An 18,847-nucleotide genomic window follows, 5' to 3' on the forward strand; every position below is an offset into this window, starting at 1 on the left:
GGGCGGCCCCTCGGCCGCCGGCACACCCGCGCCCCCGGACGATCAGGCCCCGGACACGGACGCCAGGTACGCCTGAGCCTTCTCCGGCTCGAAGAAGAAGTTCTCGAAGTCCGCCGGGTTGTCGAACCCGTTGGCGAACCGGTTCGCCACCGGCTGCAGCTGGCCCGCGGCGCCGATGAGGTTCAGGACGTGCTCCGGCGGCGGCGCCAGCATCGCGTTCGTCCACTTGGTGACGTGCTGCGCCGTCGCCCAGTACCGGTCGAACGTCTCGCGCATCCACGCCTCGTCGAACGGCTGGTCCCCGCGCTCCAGGATCGACGCGAGGTACGCGGCCGCGCACTTGGACGCGGAGTTGGAGCCCTGGCCGGTGATCGGGTCGTTGGCCACCACCACGTCGGCCACGCCGAGCACCAGACCGCCCGAGGGCAGCCGCCCGATCGGGTTGCGCACGGTCGGCGCGTACCGGCCGGCCAACGTGCCGCCCGCGTCGGTCAGTTCGACCTTCGTCGCCCGCGCGTACTCCCAGGGCGTGAACCTCTCCATGAGTTCCAGGGTCAGGGAGAGGTGCTCGGCCGGGTCCTTGACGCCGTTGAAGACGTCGAGCGGGCCGCCCGGTATGCCCTCCCAGAACAGGATGTCGGCGCGCCCCGAGACGGTGAACGTCGGCATGACGAACAGCTCGCCGACGCCCGGCACCAGGTTGCAGCGGACCGCGTCGAACTCCGGGTGCTCCGGGCGCGGGCCCATCCCGTGCACATAGGCCACCGCGAGGGCGCGCTGCGGCCGGCTGTACGGGGAGCGCTCCGGGTCGCGGGCGAACATCGACACCAGCTCGCCCTTGCCGGCCGCGACCAGCACCAGGTCGTAGGTGCGGGAGAAGTAGTCGAGGTCGCCTACCGCCGCGCCGTGGATGACCAGCTGGCCGCCGCGCTGGGCGAAGGTCTCCATCCAGCCGGCCATCTTGACCCGCTGGTCGACCGACTGGGCGTAGCCGTCCAGCTTGCCCACCCAGTCGATGGCGCGCTGGGTGGGGCCCGGGTCATGCGAGCCGGGGGCCGCGACCGAGACGCCCAGACCCTCGATCTTCGGGGCCTGGGACTCCCAGAAGTTCAGCTGGAGGTCGCGCTCGTGCTGGAGGGCCGTGTGGAACATGCACTGCGTCGACATCACCCGGCCGGAGCGGATCTCGTCCGCGGTCCGGTTCGACATCAGGGTGACCTCGTAGCCGTGCGACTGCAGGCCGAGGGCGAGCTGGAGTCCGGACTGGCCGGCTCCGACGACGAGTATCTTCCGCATGCGGGTGGTGGCTCCTTACAGGGACTACTCGGGGGTTTCGTCCAGCGCGTGGCCGACCAGGGCCAGGAGGGTCTCGATGGCCGAAATCCGGCGGCGCGCATCCATGATCATGACAGGGATGTGCGCGGGTATCGTCAGCGCCTCCCGCACGTCCTCCACGTCGAACAACTCGCTGTTGTCGAAGTGGTTGACGGCCACGACGTAGGGCAGCCCGCAGCTCTCGAAGTAGTCCAGGGCCGGGAAGCAGTCCTTGAGGCGGCGGGTGTCGGCCAGCACGACGGCGCCGATCGCGCCGCGCACCAGGTCGTCCCACATGAACCAGAACCGCTGCTGGCCCGGCGTGCCGAACAGGTAGAGCACCAGGTCGTCGTCGAGCGTGATGCGGCCGAAGTCCATGGCCACGGTGGTGGTGACCTTGTCCGGGGTGTCGGACAGGTCGTCGGTGCCCTCGCTCGCCTGGGTCATCAGCGCCTCGGTCTGCAGAGGCGTGATCTCCGAAACGGCCGTGACCAGCGTGGTCTTGCCGACGCCGAAGCCGCCCGCCACCACGATCTTCGTCGCGATGGGGGCCCGCGTCCGGTCCGTCTGCCAGGCCTTCAGGTCCTCGTCGGGCTCGGCGAAGCCGGCGACGAGGGGGGCGGCGCCTCCGGGGGAGGCGGTGGCGTCAGAGACGGCGAAGTCCACTCAGCACCCTTTCCAGCAGAGCCCGGTCCGGGCGGCCGGTGCCGTGACCGGTTCCGGTGCCGTACACACGGATCTTTCCCTGGTCCGCGAGATCGCTCAGGAGGACGCGGACCACGCCGAGCGGCATCTTCAGCAGCGCGGCGATCTCGGCCACCGTGCGCATACGGCGGCACAGTTCGACGATGGCCCGCATCTCCGGCATGACACCGGCGAGCGATCCGTTCGTCAGTTCCTTGCGCTCCTCCGGGGCGTCGAGGGCCGCGGTGCTGGCCACGAACGTCTCCACGAGGAGGACGTGACCGAAGCGGGTGCGGCCGCCGGTGAGCGAGTAGGGGCGGACGCGGGCGGGTTTGCGCTCACCGCCGCGCACGGGGAGTTTCCCGGGCTTGTCGCTCATCGGTCGCTCCCCGCCGGCCCGGCCTCCATGGACTTGCGCAGCTCGCTGCGGAGTTCCGGGGTGAGGACGTGGCCGGCCCGGCCGACGAACAGCGCCATGTGGTAGGCGACCACGCTCATGTCGCACTCGGCGGAGCCGTGCACGCCGAGCAGCGAGCCGTCGCTGATGGACATCACGAACAGGCTGCCCTCCTCCATGGCGACCATCGTGTGCTTGACCCCGCCGAACGCCATCAGCTTGGCGGCGCCGACGGTGAGGCTGCCGATGCCGGAGACGATGGTGGCCAGGTCGGCGGAGGAGCCGCGGGGACCCTTGCCCGGACGGGCCTCGCGGGACTGCCGGCTGTGGCCCGGGTCGGACGACAGCAGCAGCAGACCGTCCGAGGACACCACGGCGACGGACTGGATGCCAGGGACTTCCTCCACCAGGTTGGTCAGCAGCCAGTGCAGATTGCGGGCCTCACTGCTCAGCCCGAAGGTACTGGGAGCGGTCAACTGCTTGCCTCCTCGACAGGGCCCCCCGTGGTGTCTTCGGTACGGTCTTCGATCTCTGCCTCGACGTCGCGGTAGCCGGCCTGTGCTCCTCGGCGGAAGCCGCCGAGCCTGCGGCGCAGGGCCTCGGCGTCGACGCTCGTGCTGCGCTGACGGGGCGGGGGTGCGGGTGCGGTGATCTTGGGAGTGCGCTTGGGCAGGCCCTTGCTGGTGAGCTTCTCCTCGGCCTCGCCGTCGCCGTCGGCCGCGCCGCCGGCCGGGGACTCGGCGGCCGCCGGGGACTCGGCAGCCGCCGGGGCCGGGGGCTCGGTGGGCGCGGGGCGGGTGTGCGTGGGCTCGGCGGGGGCGGGCTCGGCGGACGCGGGCCGGACGGGCGCGGGCTCCGTGGGGGTGGGCTCATCGGTCGCGGGCTCGCCGGTCGCCGGGTCCGTGAGCGGGAGCAGCAGCTCCATCGTGGTCTCGGCGAAGGTCTCCAGCGGCGCCTTCGGCCGGGCCTCGGCCTGCTCCTCGTCGGGGCCGGCCTGCTCGTGCACGGCCTCGTCGCCGACCGCTTCCTCAGGCTCCTGCTCGGGTTCGGGCTCGGGCCGAGGCCGCGCCTCCACCCCGGCGTCCCGCACCGCCTTCTCCGCCAGCGCGACCAGCGGGTCGGACTGGTCCGACGGCTCGGGCTGCCCGGACTGCTCGGCGGTGTCCTTCGGGCGGGTCGGCAGGACGTTGGAGTTGGCCTCGGCGGCGGCGCCCGGCAGGGTGAAGGTGCCGGTGGTGGAGGTGGCCGTCTGCGCGGGTACGGCGGTGGCGGGGGCGTCGGCGAGGAGCGTGGCCGGCAGCACCACGACCGCCGCGACACCGCCCTGCTTCTGCTCGCGCAGCTGCACCCGCACCCCGTGCCGGTGGGCGAGGCGGCCCACGACGTACAGGCCGAGCCCGAGGCCGTCGTCGCCCTCCTGGTCGTAGGCCGAGTCGGGGTCGAAGTCGGCGAGCCGGGCGTTGAGGCGGGTGAGGCGGTCCTCGGCCATGCCGATGCCCTCGTCCTGGACGGAGAGCATGACCTCGCCGGACTCCAGCAGCCAGCCGGAGACCTCGACCGGCACGTCCGGCGGGGAGAACGTGGTGGCGTTCTCCATCAGTTCCGCCAGCAGGTGGGAGAGGTCGTCGGCGGCGAAGCCCGCGATGTGCGCGTGCGGCGGCAGCGCGGCGATGCGCACCCGCTCGTAGCGCTCGATCTCGCTGACCGCCGCGCGGACCACGTCGACCAGCGGGACCGGCGCGTGGTGCTGCTGGACGTGCTCGGTACCGGCGAGGACCAGCAGGTTCTCGCTGTGCCGGCGCATCACCGTGGCGAAGTGGTCCAGCTTGAACAGGGTGGACAGCCGCTCCGGGTCCTGCTCCCGCTCCTCCAGTCCCTCGATCACGGCCAGCTGGCGCTCGACCAGGCCGAGGGTGCGCAGCGCCAGGTTGACGAAGGTGCCGCCGATGCCGGCGCGCACCCGGCGCAGTTCGGCGCTGACGTCGGCGAGTTCGGTGCGCAGTTCCTCGCGGGCGTCGGCCATCTTCTGCCGCTGCCCGACCAGGTGCTTGCGGTCGGTCTCCAGGGTGGCGACGCGTTCGTGCAGCGCGACGGCGTGCGCGTGCAGGGCGTTGACGGAGCGGACGACCTGCGCGAACTCGTCGTTGCGGCCGGTGAAGGCGATGGGCTCGCGGCCCGCCGCGTCACCGGGCTCGGCGAGCCGGGCGGAGCCGCGGCGCAGCACGGACAGGGGCCGGGTGAGGGTGCGGGCCGTCGCCGTGGCGACGCCGACCGCGACCAGCATCAGCACGCCGAGGGCGGCGACCCGGATCTCCAGGGCGGTGACGTCGTCGTCCCGCAGCCGCTCCAGGTCCTTGGTGCGGTGGTCGTAGAGGGCAGACTCCGCGCCGCGCATCAGGTCGATACGGCCGGACAGGGCCGCGTCCAGCTTCTTGGCGCTGGTGTCGAACGCGCTGTCGGGCGGGGTCGGCTGGGCGGTGAAGGTGTCCAGGTACTTCTCGGCCGAGTTGACGTCGGAGCCGGTGACCGTGGAGTCGTAGGAGTCGACGGCCGACTTGGGGGCGGTCTCGCGGAAGTCGGCGAGGGCCGCGTCGGCGCGCAGCCTGGCCTGCTGGGCGGCGGCGGTGAGCGCGTCGCGCTGCTTGCGGTCCGCCTCGCTGGGGACCGTCGTGGTGGTGGGCAGTCCGGTGACCGGGCTGATCACCGTCTGGGTGGTGGCGGGCACGTTCAGCGCGGCGAGCAGCAGACCGCGGGCGGCGGCGGACTGCTGGACCGCGCTGTCCAGCTCGGCGAGCGCGTGCCCGCCGGAGCCGGCCCGCGGGGGCGTCTTGTCGGCGAGCTGCTCGGCGAGCCGGTGCAGTTCGGTGATGGTGGCCGAGTAGGCCTGGTGGGTCTCCAGGGCCGTGCTCTTGCCGGTGAGGGCGGAGCGGCGCACGGCCGCGATGGCGTCGAGGTCGCCGCGCAGGCTCGCCGGGGTGTCGCTGTCGGCGCGCAGGTCCTCCACCTGGCGGTCGACACGGGTGCTGCGGTCCTCGGAGGGTGCCTTGGACCGCGGGCGCCCGGCCGCCACGTAGGAGGTGACCTCGTCGCGCTCGTCGGCCAGCGAGTTGGCGAGCGCGAGGGCGTCCTGGGTGCGGGTGGCCAGCGTCACCAGGTCCTGGGATTCGCTGACGTCGCCGGACGCGGTGAGCAGGGCGGGGGCCCCGGCCCCCGCGACGGCCGCCGCCACCACGGCGACGGCGACGATCAGCCGGTTGCGCACATGCGTGGGCCGGCCGGTGCCCACGGGAGTCTCGGGGGCGGTCCCCTGGGGGGCCGTCTGCCTGCCTGTGCGCCGAGGCCGCTTCATCTGCACCGGTGCTCGCATTCCTGAACTCGTCTACCCAAGGGCCGGGTGGCGCCCCGTCAGCTCGGTGCCAAGTGGTGCGTGCACCCGGTTCGTACGGTTCCCGACCCTCCCAGCGCCGGTGGGCAGTGGTCGCGCATCACCTGACCCGCCACCCGAAGGAGTGAACCCCGGAGGGGAGTTGGCGGGCAAGTTCCTCTGGCGTGTGCCGGGCCGTCGTACGGCGGGCCGGTTGGACGCGGCGGGCGGCGTTTGGCAATATTCGCCACCGCGCTTTTTCGGAGTAGGCCATTCCCGCCCAAACCAGGCGCCTGACCTGCGCGCTCATGTCAAACCGTGGGTGATTAACAGCCTTTGGCAGAACTCGTGAAGGCCTCGTGCAGACTGGCCGGATGCGAACTGATCTGGTTTCGGAGCCCGGTGACGCGACCCGGCCCAACGAGGACTTCGCCGGTGTCGGACTACCCGCCTGCGGACAGGGCGGTTGTGTGATCTTGCTGGACGGAGTCACGCCGCCCGCCACGGAGACGGGCTGTCTGCATTCCGTCCCCTGGTTCACGGCGCGGCTCGGCGGCGCGCTGACCGAACTGACCGTTTCCGGCCGAGATCTGACGCTGACGGAGATCCTCTCCCGCGCGATCGAGCGCACTGCGGGCGCACATGCGCGAACCTGTGAGCTTTCTCACCCGCGCACTCCTCAGGCGACGGTCGTCCTGGCCCGCTGGGGCGCGGAGGCGGTCGAGTACCTGGTGCTCTCCGACTCGGCGCTGCTGCTGCGCTCGCCCCGGGGCGAGGTCACCGCGGTGCTCGACGACCGGCTCGCCCGGCTGCCCCGCTCGGCGCTCGCCACCGACGCCGTGGTGGACGCCACCCTGCGCAACAAGGAGGGCGGCTTCTTCACGGCCGCCGCGGACCCCTCTGTCGCCGCCCGCGCGGTGACCGGGACCGTGCCCCGCCGCGCGGTGGGGGCGCTGGCCGCGCTGACGGACGGGGCGACCCGCTGGACGGAGACGTTCCGCCAGGGCGACTGGACGGCCCTGTTCGACGTGGTCGAGAAGGAGGGCGCCCGTTCGCTGGTCGACCGCGTGCGGCGGCTGGAGGCTGCGGACCGCGAGGAGCGGGCGTACCTCGGGCGGAGCAAGACGCACGACGACGCGACGGTGGTGTACGCCGACCTGTCGTGAACCGGGGCCGGCGTCGGTCCGGGGCCGGGCCCGTCGGGGCCCGGGGGGGGTTACTTCTCCATGACCCCGTTGAGCTGGTGCAGCAGCCGGGCCAGCTCGGCGACCTCGCGGCGGTCCCAGTGGGCGAGCTGGCTGACGTACCGGGCGCGGCGGGCCTCGCGGACCGTGCCGACCCGGCGGCTGCCCTCCTCGGTGAGCGTGACGAGCCAGGCGCGGCCGTCGGCGGGGTCGGGCTCGCGGGTGATCAGGCCCAGCTCCTCCAGGGCGCGCAGCTGGCGGGACATGGTGGCCTTGCCGACGCCGAAGTAGCCGGCGAGTTCGGTGGCCCGCCGCCCGCCGTGCTCGTCCAGCCGGATCAGCAGGCCATAGGCGGAGGACTCCAGATCGGGGTGGACCTCGCGGGCCATCTCCCCCTGATTGGCCCGGGCGCGCCGCAGCAACACGGTCAACTCCCGTTCCAGCGCGAGGAATTCCTGGTCTGCACCACTGGGCGTCACCTGCTCGGCGACGCGTGCTTCTGCGCCGTTTCCGTTCTTGTGCACGTCACACCCCTGATCGGTTTCGCGGTCCTGAAAGTTTCTGCCCGACGCCGCCATAGCCGCAGCTCGGTAAGTATTTCGCAGGCGTAGACCAACGGCGGCGCCCGGACCCCCTTCCCACGCCGTGGTCTACGTGCGTAGCTTTTCCGACGGGCATCGAATGACATGCCCACGACAGTGCACCTTCTCCCGAGGTCACTGCCATGTTCCCCCCACTCTCACCCCACCTCCCCGGAGGCACGTCATGCCTGCGCACAGACCCGGTTCCCACCGCCCGCGCCCGCTGGCCGTCCTGGTCACGGCCCTGCTCGCGGCGGCGGCCTGCGCCCTTCCCCTCACCTCCGCCCAGGCCGCGTCCGCCCCCACCCGCGGCACCGCCTACATGGGCATGGGCGTCGCGGCCCACGACGGCACGCACGGCACCCCCACCAGCGGCGACGCCACCCAGACCGAGGGCGTGGACGTCTCCAACTACCAGGGCAACGTGGCCTGGTCCACCCTCTACGGCAGCGGTGTGCGCTGGGCGTACACCAAGGCGACGGAGGGCACGTACTACACGAACCCCTCGTTCACCCAGCAGTACAACGGCTCGTACAACGTGGGCATGATCCGCGGCTCGTACCACTTCGCGACCCCGGACACCACCAGCGGCGCCACCCAGGCGAGCTACTTCGTGGCACACGGCGGCGGCTGGTCCAAGGACGGCAAGACGCTGCCCGGCGCGCTCGACATCGAGTGGAACCCCTACGGCGCCTCCTGCTACGGCAAGACCGCGAGCCAGATGGTCAGCTGGATCGCGGACTTCCTGAACACGTACAAGTCCCTCACCGGCCGGGACGCCGTGATCTACACCGCCACCAGCTGGTGGACCGAGTGCACCGGCAACTACGCCGGCTTCGCGGCCAACAACCCGCTGTGGATCGCCCGCTACGCCTCGGACCCGGGGACGCTGCCGGCCGGCTGGTCGTACTACACGATGTGGCAGTACACCTCCTCCGGTCCGACCGTCGGCGACCACGACAAGTTCAACGGCGCGCTCGACCGCGTCCAGGCCCTCGCCAACGGCTGACGCACCCCGCCACGGCAGAGGCCCGGGCCTCCCTCACGGGACCCGGGCCTCGCCTTTCCCGTGGCGTCCGTCACGCCGCCACGGGAACCTCCGGCGCCACGCCCTCGACCGCGGGCGACAACGCCAGCTCCAGGACCTGGCGGACGTCGGCGACCGTGTGCACGTCGAGCTTGTCCAGCACCTCGGCCGGGACGTCGTCCAGGTCGGCCTCGTTGCGCTTGGGGATGATCACGGTGGTCACCCCGGCGCGTTGGGCGGCGAGCAGCTTCTGCTTCACGCCGCCGATCGGCAGCACCCGGCCGGTCAGCGAGACCTCGCCGGTCATCGCCACGTCCGTGCGCACCAGGCGGCCGGAGAGCAGCGAGGCCAGCGCGGTGGTCAGCGTGATGCCGGCGCTCGGGCCGTCCTTGGGGACCGCGCCCGCCGGGAAGTGGACGTGCACGCCCCGGTCCTTCAGGTCGGTCACCGGCAGGCCCAGCTCGGCGCCGTGGCTGCGCAGGAAGCTCAGCGCGATCTGCGCCGACTCCTTCATCACGTCACCCAGCTGACCGGTGAGGGTCAGGCCCGCCGCGCCCGTCTCCGGGTCGGCGAGGGACGCCTCCACGAAGAGCACGTCGCCGCCCGCGCCGGTGACCGCGAGCCCGGTCGCCACCCCGGGCACGGCCGTACGGCGCTCGGCCGGGTCCTGCGCGGACTCGGGCACGTGGTGCGGCCGGCCGAGCAGGGCACGCAGATCGCCGTCCGCGACGGTGAACGGCAGCTCCCGCTCGCCCAGTTCGTGCTGGGCCGCGATCTTGCGCAGCAGCCGGGCGATCGACCGCTCCAGCGTGCGCACGCCCGCCTCCCGGGTGTACTCCCCGGCGAGCCTGCGCAGCGCGCCCTCCTCCAGGGTGACCTCGCTGGGCTCCAGACCGGCCCGCTCCAGCTGGCGCGGGAGCAGGTGGTCCCGGGCGATGACGACCTTCTCGTCCTCGGTGTAGCCGTCCAGGCGCACGATCTCCATCCGGTCGGCCAGCGCCTCCGGGATCGCCTCCAGGACGTTGGCCGTGGCGAGGAAGACGACGTCGGACAGGTCCAGTTCCACCTCCAGGTAGTGGTCCCGGAAGGTGTGGTTCTGCGCCGGGTCGAGCACCTCCAGGAGGGCGGCGGCCGGGTCGCCCCGGAAGTCCGAGCCCACCTTGTCGATCTCGTCGAGGAGCACCACCGGGTTCATCGACCCGGCCTCCTTGATCGCCCGCACGATCCGGCCGGGCAGCGCGCCGACGTACGTACGGCGGTGACCGCGGATCTCGGCCTCGTCGCGGACGCCGCCGAGCGCGACGCGCACGAACTTGCGGCCCATGGCGTGGGCCACGGACTCGCCGAGGCTGGTCTTGCCGACGCCGGGCGGCCCGACGAGCGCGAGCACCGCGCCCCCGCGCCGACCGCCGATCACGCCGAGACCGCGGTCACCGCGCCGCTTGCGCACGGCCAGGTACTCGGTGATGCGTTCCTTGACGTCCTCCAGGCCCGCGTGCTCCGCGTCCAGGATCTCCTTGGCGCCGCGGATGTCGTAGGCGTCCTCGGTCCGCTCGTTCCAGGGCATCTCCAGGACGGTGTCCAGCCAGGTGCGGATCCAGGAGCCCTCGGGCGACTGGTCGGAGGACCGCTCCAGCTTGTCGACCTCCTTCAGCGCTGCCTCGCGGACGCGCTCCGGGAGATCGGCGGCCTCCACGCGGGCGCGGTAGTCGTCGGACTCCTCGCCCTCCTTCTCGCCGTTCAGCTCGCGCAGTTCCTTGCGGACGGCCTCCAGCTGACGGCGCAGCAGGAACTCGCGCTGCTGCTTGTCCACGCCTTCCTGGACGTCCTTGGCGATGGTCTCGGCCACCTCCTGCTCGGCGAGGTGGTCGCGCAGCTGCTGGGTGGCGAGCCGCAGCCGGGCCACCGGGTCGGCGGTCTCCAGGAGTTCGACCTTCTGGTCGGTGGTCAGGAAGGGCGAGTACCCGGAGTTGTCGGCGAGGGCGGAGACGCCGTCGATGGCCTGGACGCGGTCCACGACCTGCCAGGCGCCGCGCTTGCGCAGCCAGCTGGTGGCCAGCGCCTTGTACTCCTTGACGAGTTCGGCGACCTGGCCGGGCAGCGGGTCCGGCACGGTCTCCGCCACCTGGGCGCCCTCGACCCACAGCGCGGCGCCGGGACCGGTGGTGCCGGCGCCGATGCGGACGCGGCTGCGGCCGCGGACCAGAGCACCGGGGTCGCCGTCGGCCAGCCGGCCGACCTGCTCGACCGTGCCCAGCACGCCGGTCCTGGCGTAGGTGCCGTCGATCCGCGGCACCAGCAGCACCCTGGGCTTGCCGGGTTCGGAGCGGGCGGCGGCCTGTGCGGCCTCCACCGCGGCCCGTACCTCGGCGTCGCTCAGGTCCAGCGGAACCACCATGCCGGGCAGCACGACCTCGTCGTCGAGCGGCAGCACGGGCAGGACGAGCGTGAACGCCGGTGACTCAGCAGCCATGATCTCCCCTTAGGCAGTCAACTTGAGCTATGCCGACTCAATGTTTGCCGCCGGGGGAATGTTCCCAACGCGGTGTTCGCTGTCAGCGATCACGGAACACCGCAGGTGAGGAGGGGGCGCGAAGAGCCGCGCGGGGAGGGGGCCGCGACTAGCCGCGCGGGTTCTGCGTCCCGTGGGCGGGCCGCGCCCAGCGGCGCACCACGGGCCAGGCGGCCGTGCCGATCGCCAGGGCGGTCAGATGGCCCCAGTCGGTCATCGGGTCCGTGTAGGCGAGCAGGTCGTCCAGCAGGAGGGCCGCCGTCCCGGCGAGCAGGGGCCAGCGCAGCCAGGGGTGCAGCAGGCCCGCCAGGGCGCCGGTGCTCGCGGCGACGCCGAAGCTGATGCCGTAGTCGAGGCGGTGCAGGGAGGTCGCCGGCAGCCGGCCGGCCAGCACCGCCAGGCCGACGGGGACCTCCGTCGCCAGGGTGGCCAGCACATGCCCGGCCAGGAAGACGCAGGCCGCCCGCGCCCCGCCGACGCGCCGCTCCAGCGCGGTCAGCACCAGGAGGAACGCGGCCGAGTACGGAGAGAGGATCCCGCCCGCGATCCACAGCGCGCTGGCCAGCAGCACCACCGCGGGCGAGCGCACCAGATGGGCCACGTCGGTGCTGGAGCCCTGGTAGAGGGCGTACACCAGGGAGGGCGGCGCCAGGGCCGCGATCAGCGAGGTGACGGCGAGGACCACCGCGTAACCGAAGGTGAACGGTGTCCCGGCGGGCGTCGGCAGCAGCCGCCAGGGCCGTACCCGCGGCGGCACGAGCCGGCGGCGGGCGGGCGGCACCCAGGGCCCGGCGGCCCGCTGGTGGGGCACGCCGTCCAGCAGGTCCGTGCCCACGGGGTCCGGGGCGGTCCGTTCCACGGTGGGGCGCTCCTTCCGTCGCGACCAGCCTCGACGCCACGGGAAGCCGCTGTCTATGACCGACGCCACCGGAGCGCGGATTCACGGCAACCTCCTACGTTCCGGCCGCGTCCGGCACCCGCACCCGGCCGGGCATCCGCAATTACCGTGAAAGCAAAGCCCCGTTCAAGCAGGATGGAGACATGGCTGCCACAGACGACTCCCCCGTGGTCCTGGACCGGCGTGACGGCCCGTACGGCGAAGTGGTGCTGCGCAGGCACGGCGCGCTGCTCCAGATCATCGCCAACGGCTGCTTCCTGATGGACACTTCGGACGGCCGCTCGGAGCGGCTGCTGATCGACCGCGCCTACGACGCTCTCGACGGACGGCCGGCGCCGTCGGTACTGGTCGGCGGCCTCGGCGTCGGATTCTCACTCGCACACGCGTCCGAAGACCCCCGCTGGGGACGGATCGTGGTCGTGGAGCGGGAGCGCGCGGTCGTCGACTGGCACCGCGCGGGCCCGCTGTCCGCGCTGACCGCGGCAGCGCTCGCCGACCCGCGCACCGAGATCGTGGAAGCCGACCTCGTCCGTTACGTCAATGAGACATCGGACACGTTCGACGCGCTGTGCCTCGACATCGACAACGGACCCGGCTGGACCGTCACCGAGGACAACGAAAACCTGTATTCACCGGCCGGACTTGCTTCCTGCGCAAGGGTGTTGAGACCCGGCGGGGTACTCGCGGTGTGGTCGGCGAAGCCATCTCCGGAATTTGAAGGAACCTTGCGGAATGCCGGGTTCCGACAGGTGCGTACCGAAGAGGTGCCCGTTGCCCGGGGAGTTCCGGACGCCGTGCACCTCGCCGTCCGCCCTGGATAGCGACGGCACGGCCGATCCCCGTAATGTGCTGCCCTGACGCGGATCTTTCGCGCGTCGATCGCAGTCATGGGATCACCCCACGGATTCCGGAAAGCAACAAACAGGGGCGGGCGATGGAGCAGACACACACCTCCCAGAGCGGCGCGGCGGCGACAACCACTCCCGGCGCCCAGCGCCGGGTGCTGGTCGTCGAGGACGACCCCACGATCGTCGACGCCATCGCGGCCCGGCTCCGCGCCGAGGGCTTCCTCGTGCAGACCGCGGCCGACGGACCGGCCGCCGTCGACACGGCCGAGGCCTGGCAGCCCGATCTGCTGATCCTCGACATCATGCTGCCCGGCTTCGACGGCCTGGAGGTCTGCCGGCGCGTGCAGGCCCAGCGCCCGGTGCCGGTGCTGATGCTCACCGCGCGGGACGACGAGACGGACATGCTGGTCGGCCTCGGCGTCGGCGCCGACGACTACATGACCAAGCCGTTCTCCATGCGCGAGCTGGCCGCGCGGGTGCACGTGCTGCTGCGCCGGGTGGAGCGGGCGGCCATCGCCGCCTCCACCCCCCGCTCCGGCATTCTGCGCCTCGGCGAGCTGGAGATCGACCACGCGCAGCGCCGGGTGCGGGTGAAGTCCGAGGACGTCCACCTCACCCCGACCGAGTTCGACCTGCTGGTGTGCCTGGCCAACACCCCGCGCGCGGTGCTCTCCCGCGAGCAGCTGCTGGCCGAGGTGTGGGACTGGGCGGACGCCTCCGGCACCCGCACCGTCGACAGCCACATCAAGGCGCTGCGCCGGAAGATCGGCGCCGAGCGGATCCGCACCGTGCACGGTGTCGGCTACGCCCTGGAGACGCCCACCCCGTGAGCGGAAACGGGCGCCAGACCGCAGGCGGGAACCCCCGGCCCCGCGCCGAGGATCCCTGGGGCGGCGTGCGCCCGTTCTCGATCAAGACCAAGCTGGGCGCGCTGGTCGTCATCGCGGTCCTGATCACCACCGGTCTGTCGATCGTCGCCGTGCACACCAAGACGGAGCTCCGCTTCATCATGGTGTTCTCGATGATCGCCACCCTGCTGATCACCCAGTTCGTGGCGCACTCGCTCACCATGCCGCTGGACGAGATGAACGCGGTGGCCCGCTCCATCTCCCAGGGCGACTACACCCGCCGGGTGCGCGAGTCGCGCCGGGACGAGCTGGGCGACCTGGCCCAGACGATCAACGTCATGGCCGACGAGCTGGAGGCCCAGGACCTCCAGCGCAAGGAACTGGTCGCCAACGTCTCCCATGAGCTGCGCACCCCCATCGCGGGGCTGCGGGCCGTCCTGGAGAACATCGTCGACGGGGTCACCGAGGCCGATCCGGAGACCATGCGGACGGCCCTGAAACAGACCGAGCGGCTCGGCCGGCTGGTGGAGACGCTGCTGGACCTGTCCCGGCTCGACAACGGCGTCGTACCGCTCAAGCTGCGGCGCTTCGAGGTGTGGCCGTACCTGTCGGGCGTGCTGAAGGAGGCCAACATGGTCGCCTCGGCGCGCGCCGGCATCGCCTCCGGCTCCGGCAGCCACACCCGCACCGACGTCCACCTGCACCTGGACGTCTCCCCGCCGGAGCTGACCGCGCACGCGGACCCCGAGCGCATCCACCAGGTCGTCGCCAATCTGATCGACAACGCGGTCAAGCACAGCCCGCCGCACGGCCGGGTCACCGTGAAGGCCCGCCGCGGGCCCCAGCCGGACTCGCTGGAGCTGGAGGTGCTCGACGAGGGTCCGGGCATCCCCCGCTCGGAGTGGCACCGCGTCTTCGAGCGGTTCAACCGGGGCGCCGTCACCCGGCCGCACGGCCCCGGCAGCGACGGCGGCACCGGGCTCGGTCTGGCGATCGCCCGCTGGGCCGTGGATCTGCACGGCGGCCGGATCGGTGTGGCCGAATCCGAGCGAGGCTGCCGGATCATCGTCACCCTTCCGGGACTGAACTCCGCTTCAAGTTGACGTAAAGTTCCAGCGAAGGCACAAGATCCACGACCGTCCGCGCCGTCTTCGCGCAGCTGGACACGTGTGATCCGCAGCAGCCCGCGCCGGCCGCGACAGCCCGGAGGCGCAGGGCCGGGCCCGCGCACCCTGGCACACCCGGAACCACGCTTGTTTCCCGCCATTTCAAGCCCTGAAACAAGATTTTCGATGTGACTTACACGACGATGAACCTGCCCGACCTGACCTTCCCCGTCTCCAAGGCGTAGCCTTTATTCCCGCTGTCCATCACCTTGTGAAGCGGAAGAGGGCGGTTGCCGCCGTGTCGCCACAGTCCCCCAGTAACTCGAGCATCTCCACCGACGACCAAGCCGGGAAGAACCCCGCGGCCGCCTTCGGTGCGAACGAGTGGCTCGTCGACGAGATCTATCAGCAGTACCTCCAGGACCCGAATTCGGTAGACCGTGCCTGGTGGGACTTCTTCGCCGATTACAAGCCCGGCGCGCCCGCCACGCCGGCGCCCGCGGCCGGTGCGGCGACGGGGGCCGAGGCCCCCGCCAAGGCCCCGCAGGCCCCGGCCGCACCGGCGCCGAAGCCCGCCGCGGCCCCCGCCCCGGCGCCCGCCCCCGCGGCCCAGGCCGCCCCCGCCCCGGCCAAGCCGGCGCAGCCCGCACAGGCGCCCGCTCAGCCCAAGGCGAAGGCCGCCCCCGCGAAGGAGGCCCCGGCCGGCCCGGAGCAGGTCACGCTGCGCGGCCCCGCCGCCGCGGTCGCCAAGAACATGGACGCCTCGCTGGAGATGCCGACCGCCACCTCGGTCCGCGCCGTCCCGGTGAAGCTGCTGTTCGACAACCGCATCGTCATCAACAACCACCTCAAGCGCGCCCGCGGCGGGAAGATCTCCTTCACGCACCTCATCGGGTACGCGATGGTGCAGGCCATCAAGGCCATGCCGGCGATGAACCACTCGTACGGCGTCAAGGACGGCAAGCCGACCCTGATCAAGCCGGCGCACGTCAACCTCGGCCTCGCCATCGACCTGGTCAAGCCCAACGGCGACCGCCAGCTCGTCGTCGCGGCGATCAAGAAGGCCGAGACCCTGAACTTCTTCGAGTTCTGGCAGGCCTACGAGGACATCGTCCGCCGCGCCCGCGAGGGCAAGCTGACCATGGACGACTTCACCGGGGTCACGGTCTCCCTGACCAACCCCGGCGGCCTGGGCACCGTGCACTCCGTGCCGCGGCTGATGCCCGGCCAGTCCGTGATCATGGGCGTCGGCTCCATGGACTACCCGGCCGAGTTCCAGGGCACCAGCCAGGACACCCTGAACAAGCTCGGTGTCTCCAAGGTCATGACCCTCACGTCGACCTACGACCACCGGGTCATCCAGGGCGCCGCCTCCGGCGAGTTCCTGCGCCAGGTCGCCAACCTGCTGCTCGGCGAGAACAACTTCTACGACGACATCTTCGAGGCGCTGCGCATCCCCTACGAGCCGGTCCGCTGGCTCAAGGACATCGACGCGTCCCACGACGACGACGTCACCAAGGCCGCGCGCGTCTTCGAGCTGATCCACTCCTACCGGGTCCGCGGCCACGTCATGGCCGACACCGACCCGCTGGAGTACCGCCAGCGCAAGCACCCCGACCTGGACATCGTCGAGCACGGCCTCACCCTGTGGGACCTGGAGCGCGAGTTCGCCGTCGGCGGCTTCGCCGGCAAGTCGATGATGAAGCTGCGCGACATCCTCGGCGTGCTGCGCGACTCGTACTGCCGCACCACCGGCATCGAGTTCATGCACATCCAGGACCCCAAGCAGCGCAAGTGGATCCAGGACCGCGTCGAGCGCGGGCACGCCAAGCCGGAGCGCGAGGAGCAGCTGCGCATCCTGCGCCGGCTGAACGCGGCCGAGGCGTTCGAGACCTTCCTGCAGACCAAGTACGTCGGCCAGAAGCGCTTCTCGCTGGAGGGCGGCGAGTCCGTCATCCCGCTGCTCGACGCGGTGATCGACTCGGCCGCCGAGTCCCGCCTGGACGAGGTCGTCATCGGCATGGCCCACCGCGGCCGGCTGAACGTGCTCGCCAACATCGTCGGCAAGTCGTACGCGCAGATCTTCCGCGAGTTCGAGGGCAACCTCGACCCGAAGTCGATGCACGGCTCCGGCGACGTGAAGTACCACCTGGGCGCCAACGGCACCTTCACCGGCCTGGACGGCGAGCAGATCAAGGTTTCGCTGGTCGCCAACCCCTCCCACCTGGAGGCGGTCGACCCGGTCCTGGAGGGCGTCGCCCGCGCCAAGCAGGACATCATCAACAAGGGCGGCACGGACTTCACCGTCCTGCCGGTGGCGATCCACGGCGACGCGGCCTTCGCGGGCCAGGGCGTGGTGGCCGAGACCCTGAACATGTCGCAGCTGCGCGGCTACCGCACCGGCGGCACCGTGCACATCGTCATCAACAACCAGGTCGGCTTCACCGCGGCCCCCGAGTCCTCGCGTTCCTCCATGTACGCGACGGACGTGGCCCGCATGATCGAGGCCCCGATCTTCCACGTGAACGGCGACGACCCCGAGGCCGTCGTCCGCGTCGCGCGCCTCGCGTTCGAGTTCCGCCAGGCGTTCAACAAGGACGTGGTGATCGACCTCATCTGCTACCGCCGCCGCGGTCACAACGAGTCGGACAACCCGGCCTTCACCCAGCCGCTGATGTACGACCTGATCGACAAGAAGCGCTCGGTGCGCAAGCTCTACACCGAGTCCCTGATCGGTCGCGGCGACATCACCCTGGAAGAGGCCGAGCAGGCCCTCCAGGACTACCAGGGCCAGCTGGAGAAGGTCTTCACCGAGGTCCGCGAGGCCACCACCTCGCAGCCGGCCGGCGGGGACGCCCAGGAGTCGCAGGACGGCTTCCCGGCCGCCGTGCCCACCGCCGTCACCTCCGAGGTCGTCAAGCGGATCGCCGAGTCCCAGGTCAACATCCCCGAGCACATCACCGTGCACCCGCGGCTGCAGCCGCAGCTGCAGCGCCGTGCGGCGATGGTCGAGGACGGCACCATCGACTGGGGCATGGGCGAGACCCTGGCCATCGGCTCGCTGCTCCTGGAGGGCACCCCGGTCCGCCTGTCGGGCCAGGACTCCCAGCGCGGCACCTTCGGCCAGCGCCACGCGGTGCTGATCGACCGGGAGACCGGCGAGGAGTACACCCCGCTCCAGTACCTCTCCGAGGACCAGGCGCGGCTGAACGTCTACAACTCGCTGCTGTCCGAGTACGCGGCGATGGGCTTCGAGTACGGCTACTCGCTCGCGCGTCCCGACGCGCTGGTGATGTGGGAGGCCCAGTTCGGCGACTTCGTCAACGGCGCCCAGACCGTCGTCGACGAGTTCGTCTCCTCGGCCGAGCAGAAGTGGGGCCAGACCTCCGGCGTCGTCCTGCTGCTGCCGCACGGCTACGAGGGCCAGGGCCCGGACCACTCGTCCGCCCGCCCGGAGCGCTTCCTCCAGCTGTGCGCGCAGAACAACATGACGGTGGCGATGCCCACCTCGCCGGCGAACTACTTCCACCTCCTGCGGTGGCAGGTGCACAACCCGGCCCACAAGCCGCTGGTCGTCTTCACCCCGAAGTCGATGCTGCGCCTGAAGGCCGCCGCCTCCAAGGCGGAGGAGTTCACCACCGGCGGGTTCCGCCCGGTCATCGGCGACGCCACGGCCGACGCGGCCGCGGTCCGCAAGGTCGTCTTCTGCTCGGGCAAGGTCTACTACGACCTGGAGGCCGAGCGGAAGAAGCGGGGCGTCACGGACACCGCGATCATCCGCATCGAGCGCCTGTACCCGCTGCCGGGTGCCGAGCTCCAGGCGGAGGTCAACAAGTACCCGAACGCCGAGAAGTACCTGTGGGTCCAGGAGGAGCCGGCGAACCAGGGTGCCTGGCCGTTCATCGCGCTCAACCTGATCGACCACCTCGACCTGGCGGTCGGCGCGGACATCCCGGCCGGCGAGCGGCTGCGGCGCATCTCGCGCCCGCACTCCTCGTCCCCGGCGGTGGGCTCCGCCAAGCGCCACCAGGCCGAGCAGGAGCAGCTGGTGCGTGAGGTGTTCGAGGCCTAGTCCTCCGGCACG

General features: G+C 71.7%; 14 protein-coding genes. 6 read left to right on the plus strand and 8 right to left on the minus strand.

Features of this window, described 5'->3' with window-relative positions; all coding sequences use genetic code 11:
* Nucleotides 1-42: 42 nt before the first annotated feature.
* From HZZ00_RS30750 to HZZ00_RS30770, 5 genes are read right to left on the minus strand one after another with little or no spacing between them, the layout of a single operon-like run.
* Nucleotides 43-1,296, minus strand: a complete 1,254-nt coding sequence (locus tag HZZ00_RS30750; protein WP_180329459.1) for a styrene monooxygenase/indole monooxygenase family protein — start codon at nucleotides 1,294-1,296, stop codon at nucleotides 43-45.
* A 24-nt stretch (nucleotides 1,297-1,320) separates the two neighbouring features.
* Complete coding sequence (locus tag HZZ00_RS30755; RefSeq protein WP_180329460.1) at nucleotides 1,321-1,980, minus strand: ATP/GTP-binding protein; 660 nt, start codon at nucleotides 1,978-1,980, stop codon at nucleotides 1,321-1,323.
* Nucleotides 1,961-2,377 carry a DUF742 domain-containing protein gene (locus HZZ00_RS30760; RefSeq protein ID WP_180329461.1) on the minus strand — a complete coding sequence of 139 codons (417 nt, stop codon included), beginning with the start codon at nucleotides 2,375-2,377 and terminating at the stop codon, nucleotides 1,961-1,963. Before HZZ00_RS30760 ends, HZZ00_RS30755 begins: the two co-directional genes overlap by 20 nt.
* Entirely contained in the window at nucleotides 2,374-2,871 is a 498-nt protein-coding gene (locus HZZ00_RS30765) for a roadblock/LC7 domain-containing protein (RefSeq protein ID WP_070026752.1), read from the minus strand. The genes HZZ00_RS30760 and HZZ00_RS30765 overlap by 4 nt, the downstream gene beginning before the upstream one ends.
* Nucleotides 2,868-5,762 carry a nitrate- and nitrite sensing domain-containing protein gene (locus HZZ00_RS30770; RefSeq protein WP_180329462.1) on the minus strand — a complete coding sequence of 965 codons (2,895 nt, stop codon included), beginning with the start codon at nucleotides 5,760-5,762 and terminating at the stop codon, nucleotides 2,868-2,870. The genes HZZ00_RS30765 and HZZ00_RS30770 overlap by 4 nt, the downstream gene beginning before the upstream one ends.
* A 371-nt stretch (nucleotides 5,763-6,133) precedes the next feature.
* Between HZZ00_RS30770 and HZZ00_RS30775 the strand changes: the two genes are divergently transcribed.
* Nucleotides 6,134-6,925, plus strand: coding sequence for a protein phosphatase 2C domain-containing protein (locus HZZ00_RS30775; RefSeq protein ID WP_180329463.1), 792 nt, complete (start codon nucleotides 6,134-6,136; stop codon nucleotides 6,923-6,925).
* 50 nt (nucleotides 6,926-6,975) lie between these two features.
* On the opposite strand, the gene HZZ00_RS30780 is transcribed toward HZZ00_RS30775, so the two are convergent.
* Complete coding sequence (locus HZZ00_RS30780; protein WP_180329464.1) at nucleotides 6,976-7,467, minus strand: MarR family winged helix-turn-helix transcriptional regulator; 492 nt, start codon at nucleotides 7,465-7,467, stop codon at nucleotides 6,976-6,978.
* Between the two features lie 241 nt (nucleotides 7,468-7,708).
* On the opposite strand from HZZ00_RS30780, the gene HZZ00_RS30785 reads away from it, so the two are divergent.
* Entirely contained in the window at nucleotides 7,709-8,533 is an 825-nt protein-coding gene (locus tag HZZ00_RS30785; protein WP_180329465.1) for a lysozyme, read from the plus strand.
* A gap of 70 nt (nucleotides 8,534-8,603) precedes the next feature.
* Here HZZ00_RS30785 and lon read toward each other — a convergent pair whose 3' ends face one another.
* Together lon and HZZ00_RS30795 are read right to left on the minus strand one after the other, a co-directional pair.
* Nucleotides 8,604-11,024, minus strand: coding sequence for an endopeptidase La (gene lon, locus HZZ00_RS30790; RefSeq protein ID WP_180329466.1), 2,421 nt, complete (start codon nucleotides 11,022-11,024; stop codon nucleotides 8,604-8,606).
* Nucleotides 11,025-11,172: 148 nt separating this feature from the next.
* Nucleotides 11,173-11,922: a rhomboid-like protein gene (locus tag HZZ00_RS30795; RefSeq protein ID WP_374028494.1), complete on the minus strand. Its 750-nt coding sequence runs from the start codon at nucleotides 11,920-11,922 to the stop codon at nucleotides 11,173-11,175.
* Between the two features lie 182 nt (nucleotides 11,923-12,104).
* Here HZZ00_RS30795 and HZZ00_RS30800 point away from each other — a divergent pair, with 182 nt between their 5' ends.
* From HZZ00_RS30800 to HZZ00_RS30815, 4 genes are all read left to right on the plus strand, one after another.
* A complete protein-coding gene (locus HZZ00_RS30800; protein ID WP_180329467.1) occupies nucleotides 12,105-12,782 on the plus strand; it encodes a spermidine synthase in 678 nt (225 codons plus the stop codon).
* Nucleotides 12,783-12,895: 113 nt separating this feature from the next.
* Nucleotides 12,896-13,639: a response regulator transcription factor gene (locus HZZ00_RS30805; RefSeq protein ID WP_070026761.1), complete on the plus strand. Its 744-nt coding sequence runs from the start codon at nucleotides 12,896-12,898 to the stop codon at nucleotides 13,637-13,639.
* On the plus strand, nucleotides 13,636-14,760 hold the full coding sequence (locus HZZ00_RS30810) for an ATP-binding protein (protein WP_180329468.1): 1,125 nt from the start codon (nucleotides 13,636-13,638) through the stop codon (nucleotides 14,758-14,760). Before HZZ00_RS30805 ends, HZZ00_RS30810 begins: the two co-directional genes overlap by 4 nt.
* A gap of 301 nt (nucleotides 14,761-15,061) precedes the next feature.
* Nucleotides 15,062-18,835, plus strand: a complete 3,774-nt coding sequence (locus HZZ00_RS30815; protein ID WP_180329469.1) for a multifunctional oxoglutarate decarboxylase/oxoglutarate dehydrogenase thiamine pyrophosphate-binding subunit/dihydrolipoyllysine-residue succinyltransferase subunit — start codon at nucleotides 15,062-15,064, stop codon at nucleotides 18,833-18,835.
* Nucleotides 18,836-18,847: the final 12 nt, after the last annotated feature.

The organism is Streptomyces sp. NEAU-sy36 (genome assembly GCF_013423905.1).
Lineage (GTDB): Bacteria > Actinomycetota > Actinomycetes > Streptomycetales > Streptomycetaceae > Streptomyces > Streptomyces misionensis.

Bases quoted from the DNA above. Each gene is read 5' to 3' on its own strand.
- HZZ00_RS30750 (WP_180329459.1), bottom strand. From the start codon at position 1,296: ATGCGGAAGATACTCGTCGTCGGAGCCGGCCAGTCCGGACTCCAGCTC.
- HZZ00_RS30760 (WP_180329461.1), bottom strand. From the start codon at position 2,377: ATGAGCGACAAGCCCGGGAAACTCCCCGTGCGCGGCGGTGAGCGCAAA.
- HZZ00_RS30770 (WP_180329462.1), bottom strand. From the start codon at position 5,762: ATGCGAGCACCGGTGCAGATGAAGCGGCCTCGGCGCACAGGCAGGCAG.
- HZZ00_RS30775 (WP_180329463.1), top strand. From the start codon at position 6,134: ATGCGAACTGATCTGGTTTCGGAGCCCGGTGACGCGACCCGGCCCAAC.
- HZZ00_RS30785 (WP_180329465.1), top strand. From the start codon at position 7,709: ATGCCTGCGCACAGACCCGGTTCCCACCGCCCGCGCCCGCTGGCCGTC.
- lon (WP_180329466.1), bottom strand. From the start codon at position 11,024: ATGGCTGCTGAGTCACCGGCGTTCACGCTCGTCCTGCCCGTGCTGCCG.
- HZZ00_RS30800 (WP_180329467.1), top strand. From the start codon at position 12,105: ATGGCTGCCACAGACGACTCCCCCGTGGTCCTGGACCGGCGTGACGGC.
- HZZ00_RS30805 (WP_070026761.1), top strand. From the start codon at position 12,896: ATGGAGCAGACACACACCTCCCAGAGCGGCGCGGCGGCGACAACCACT.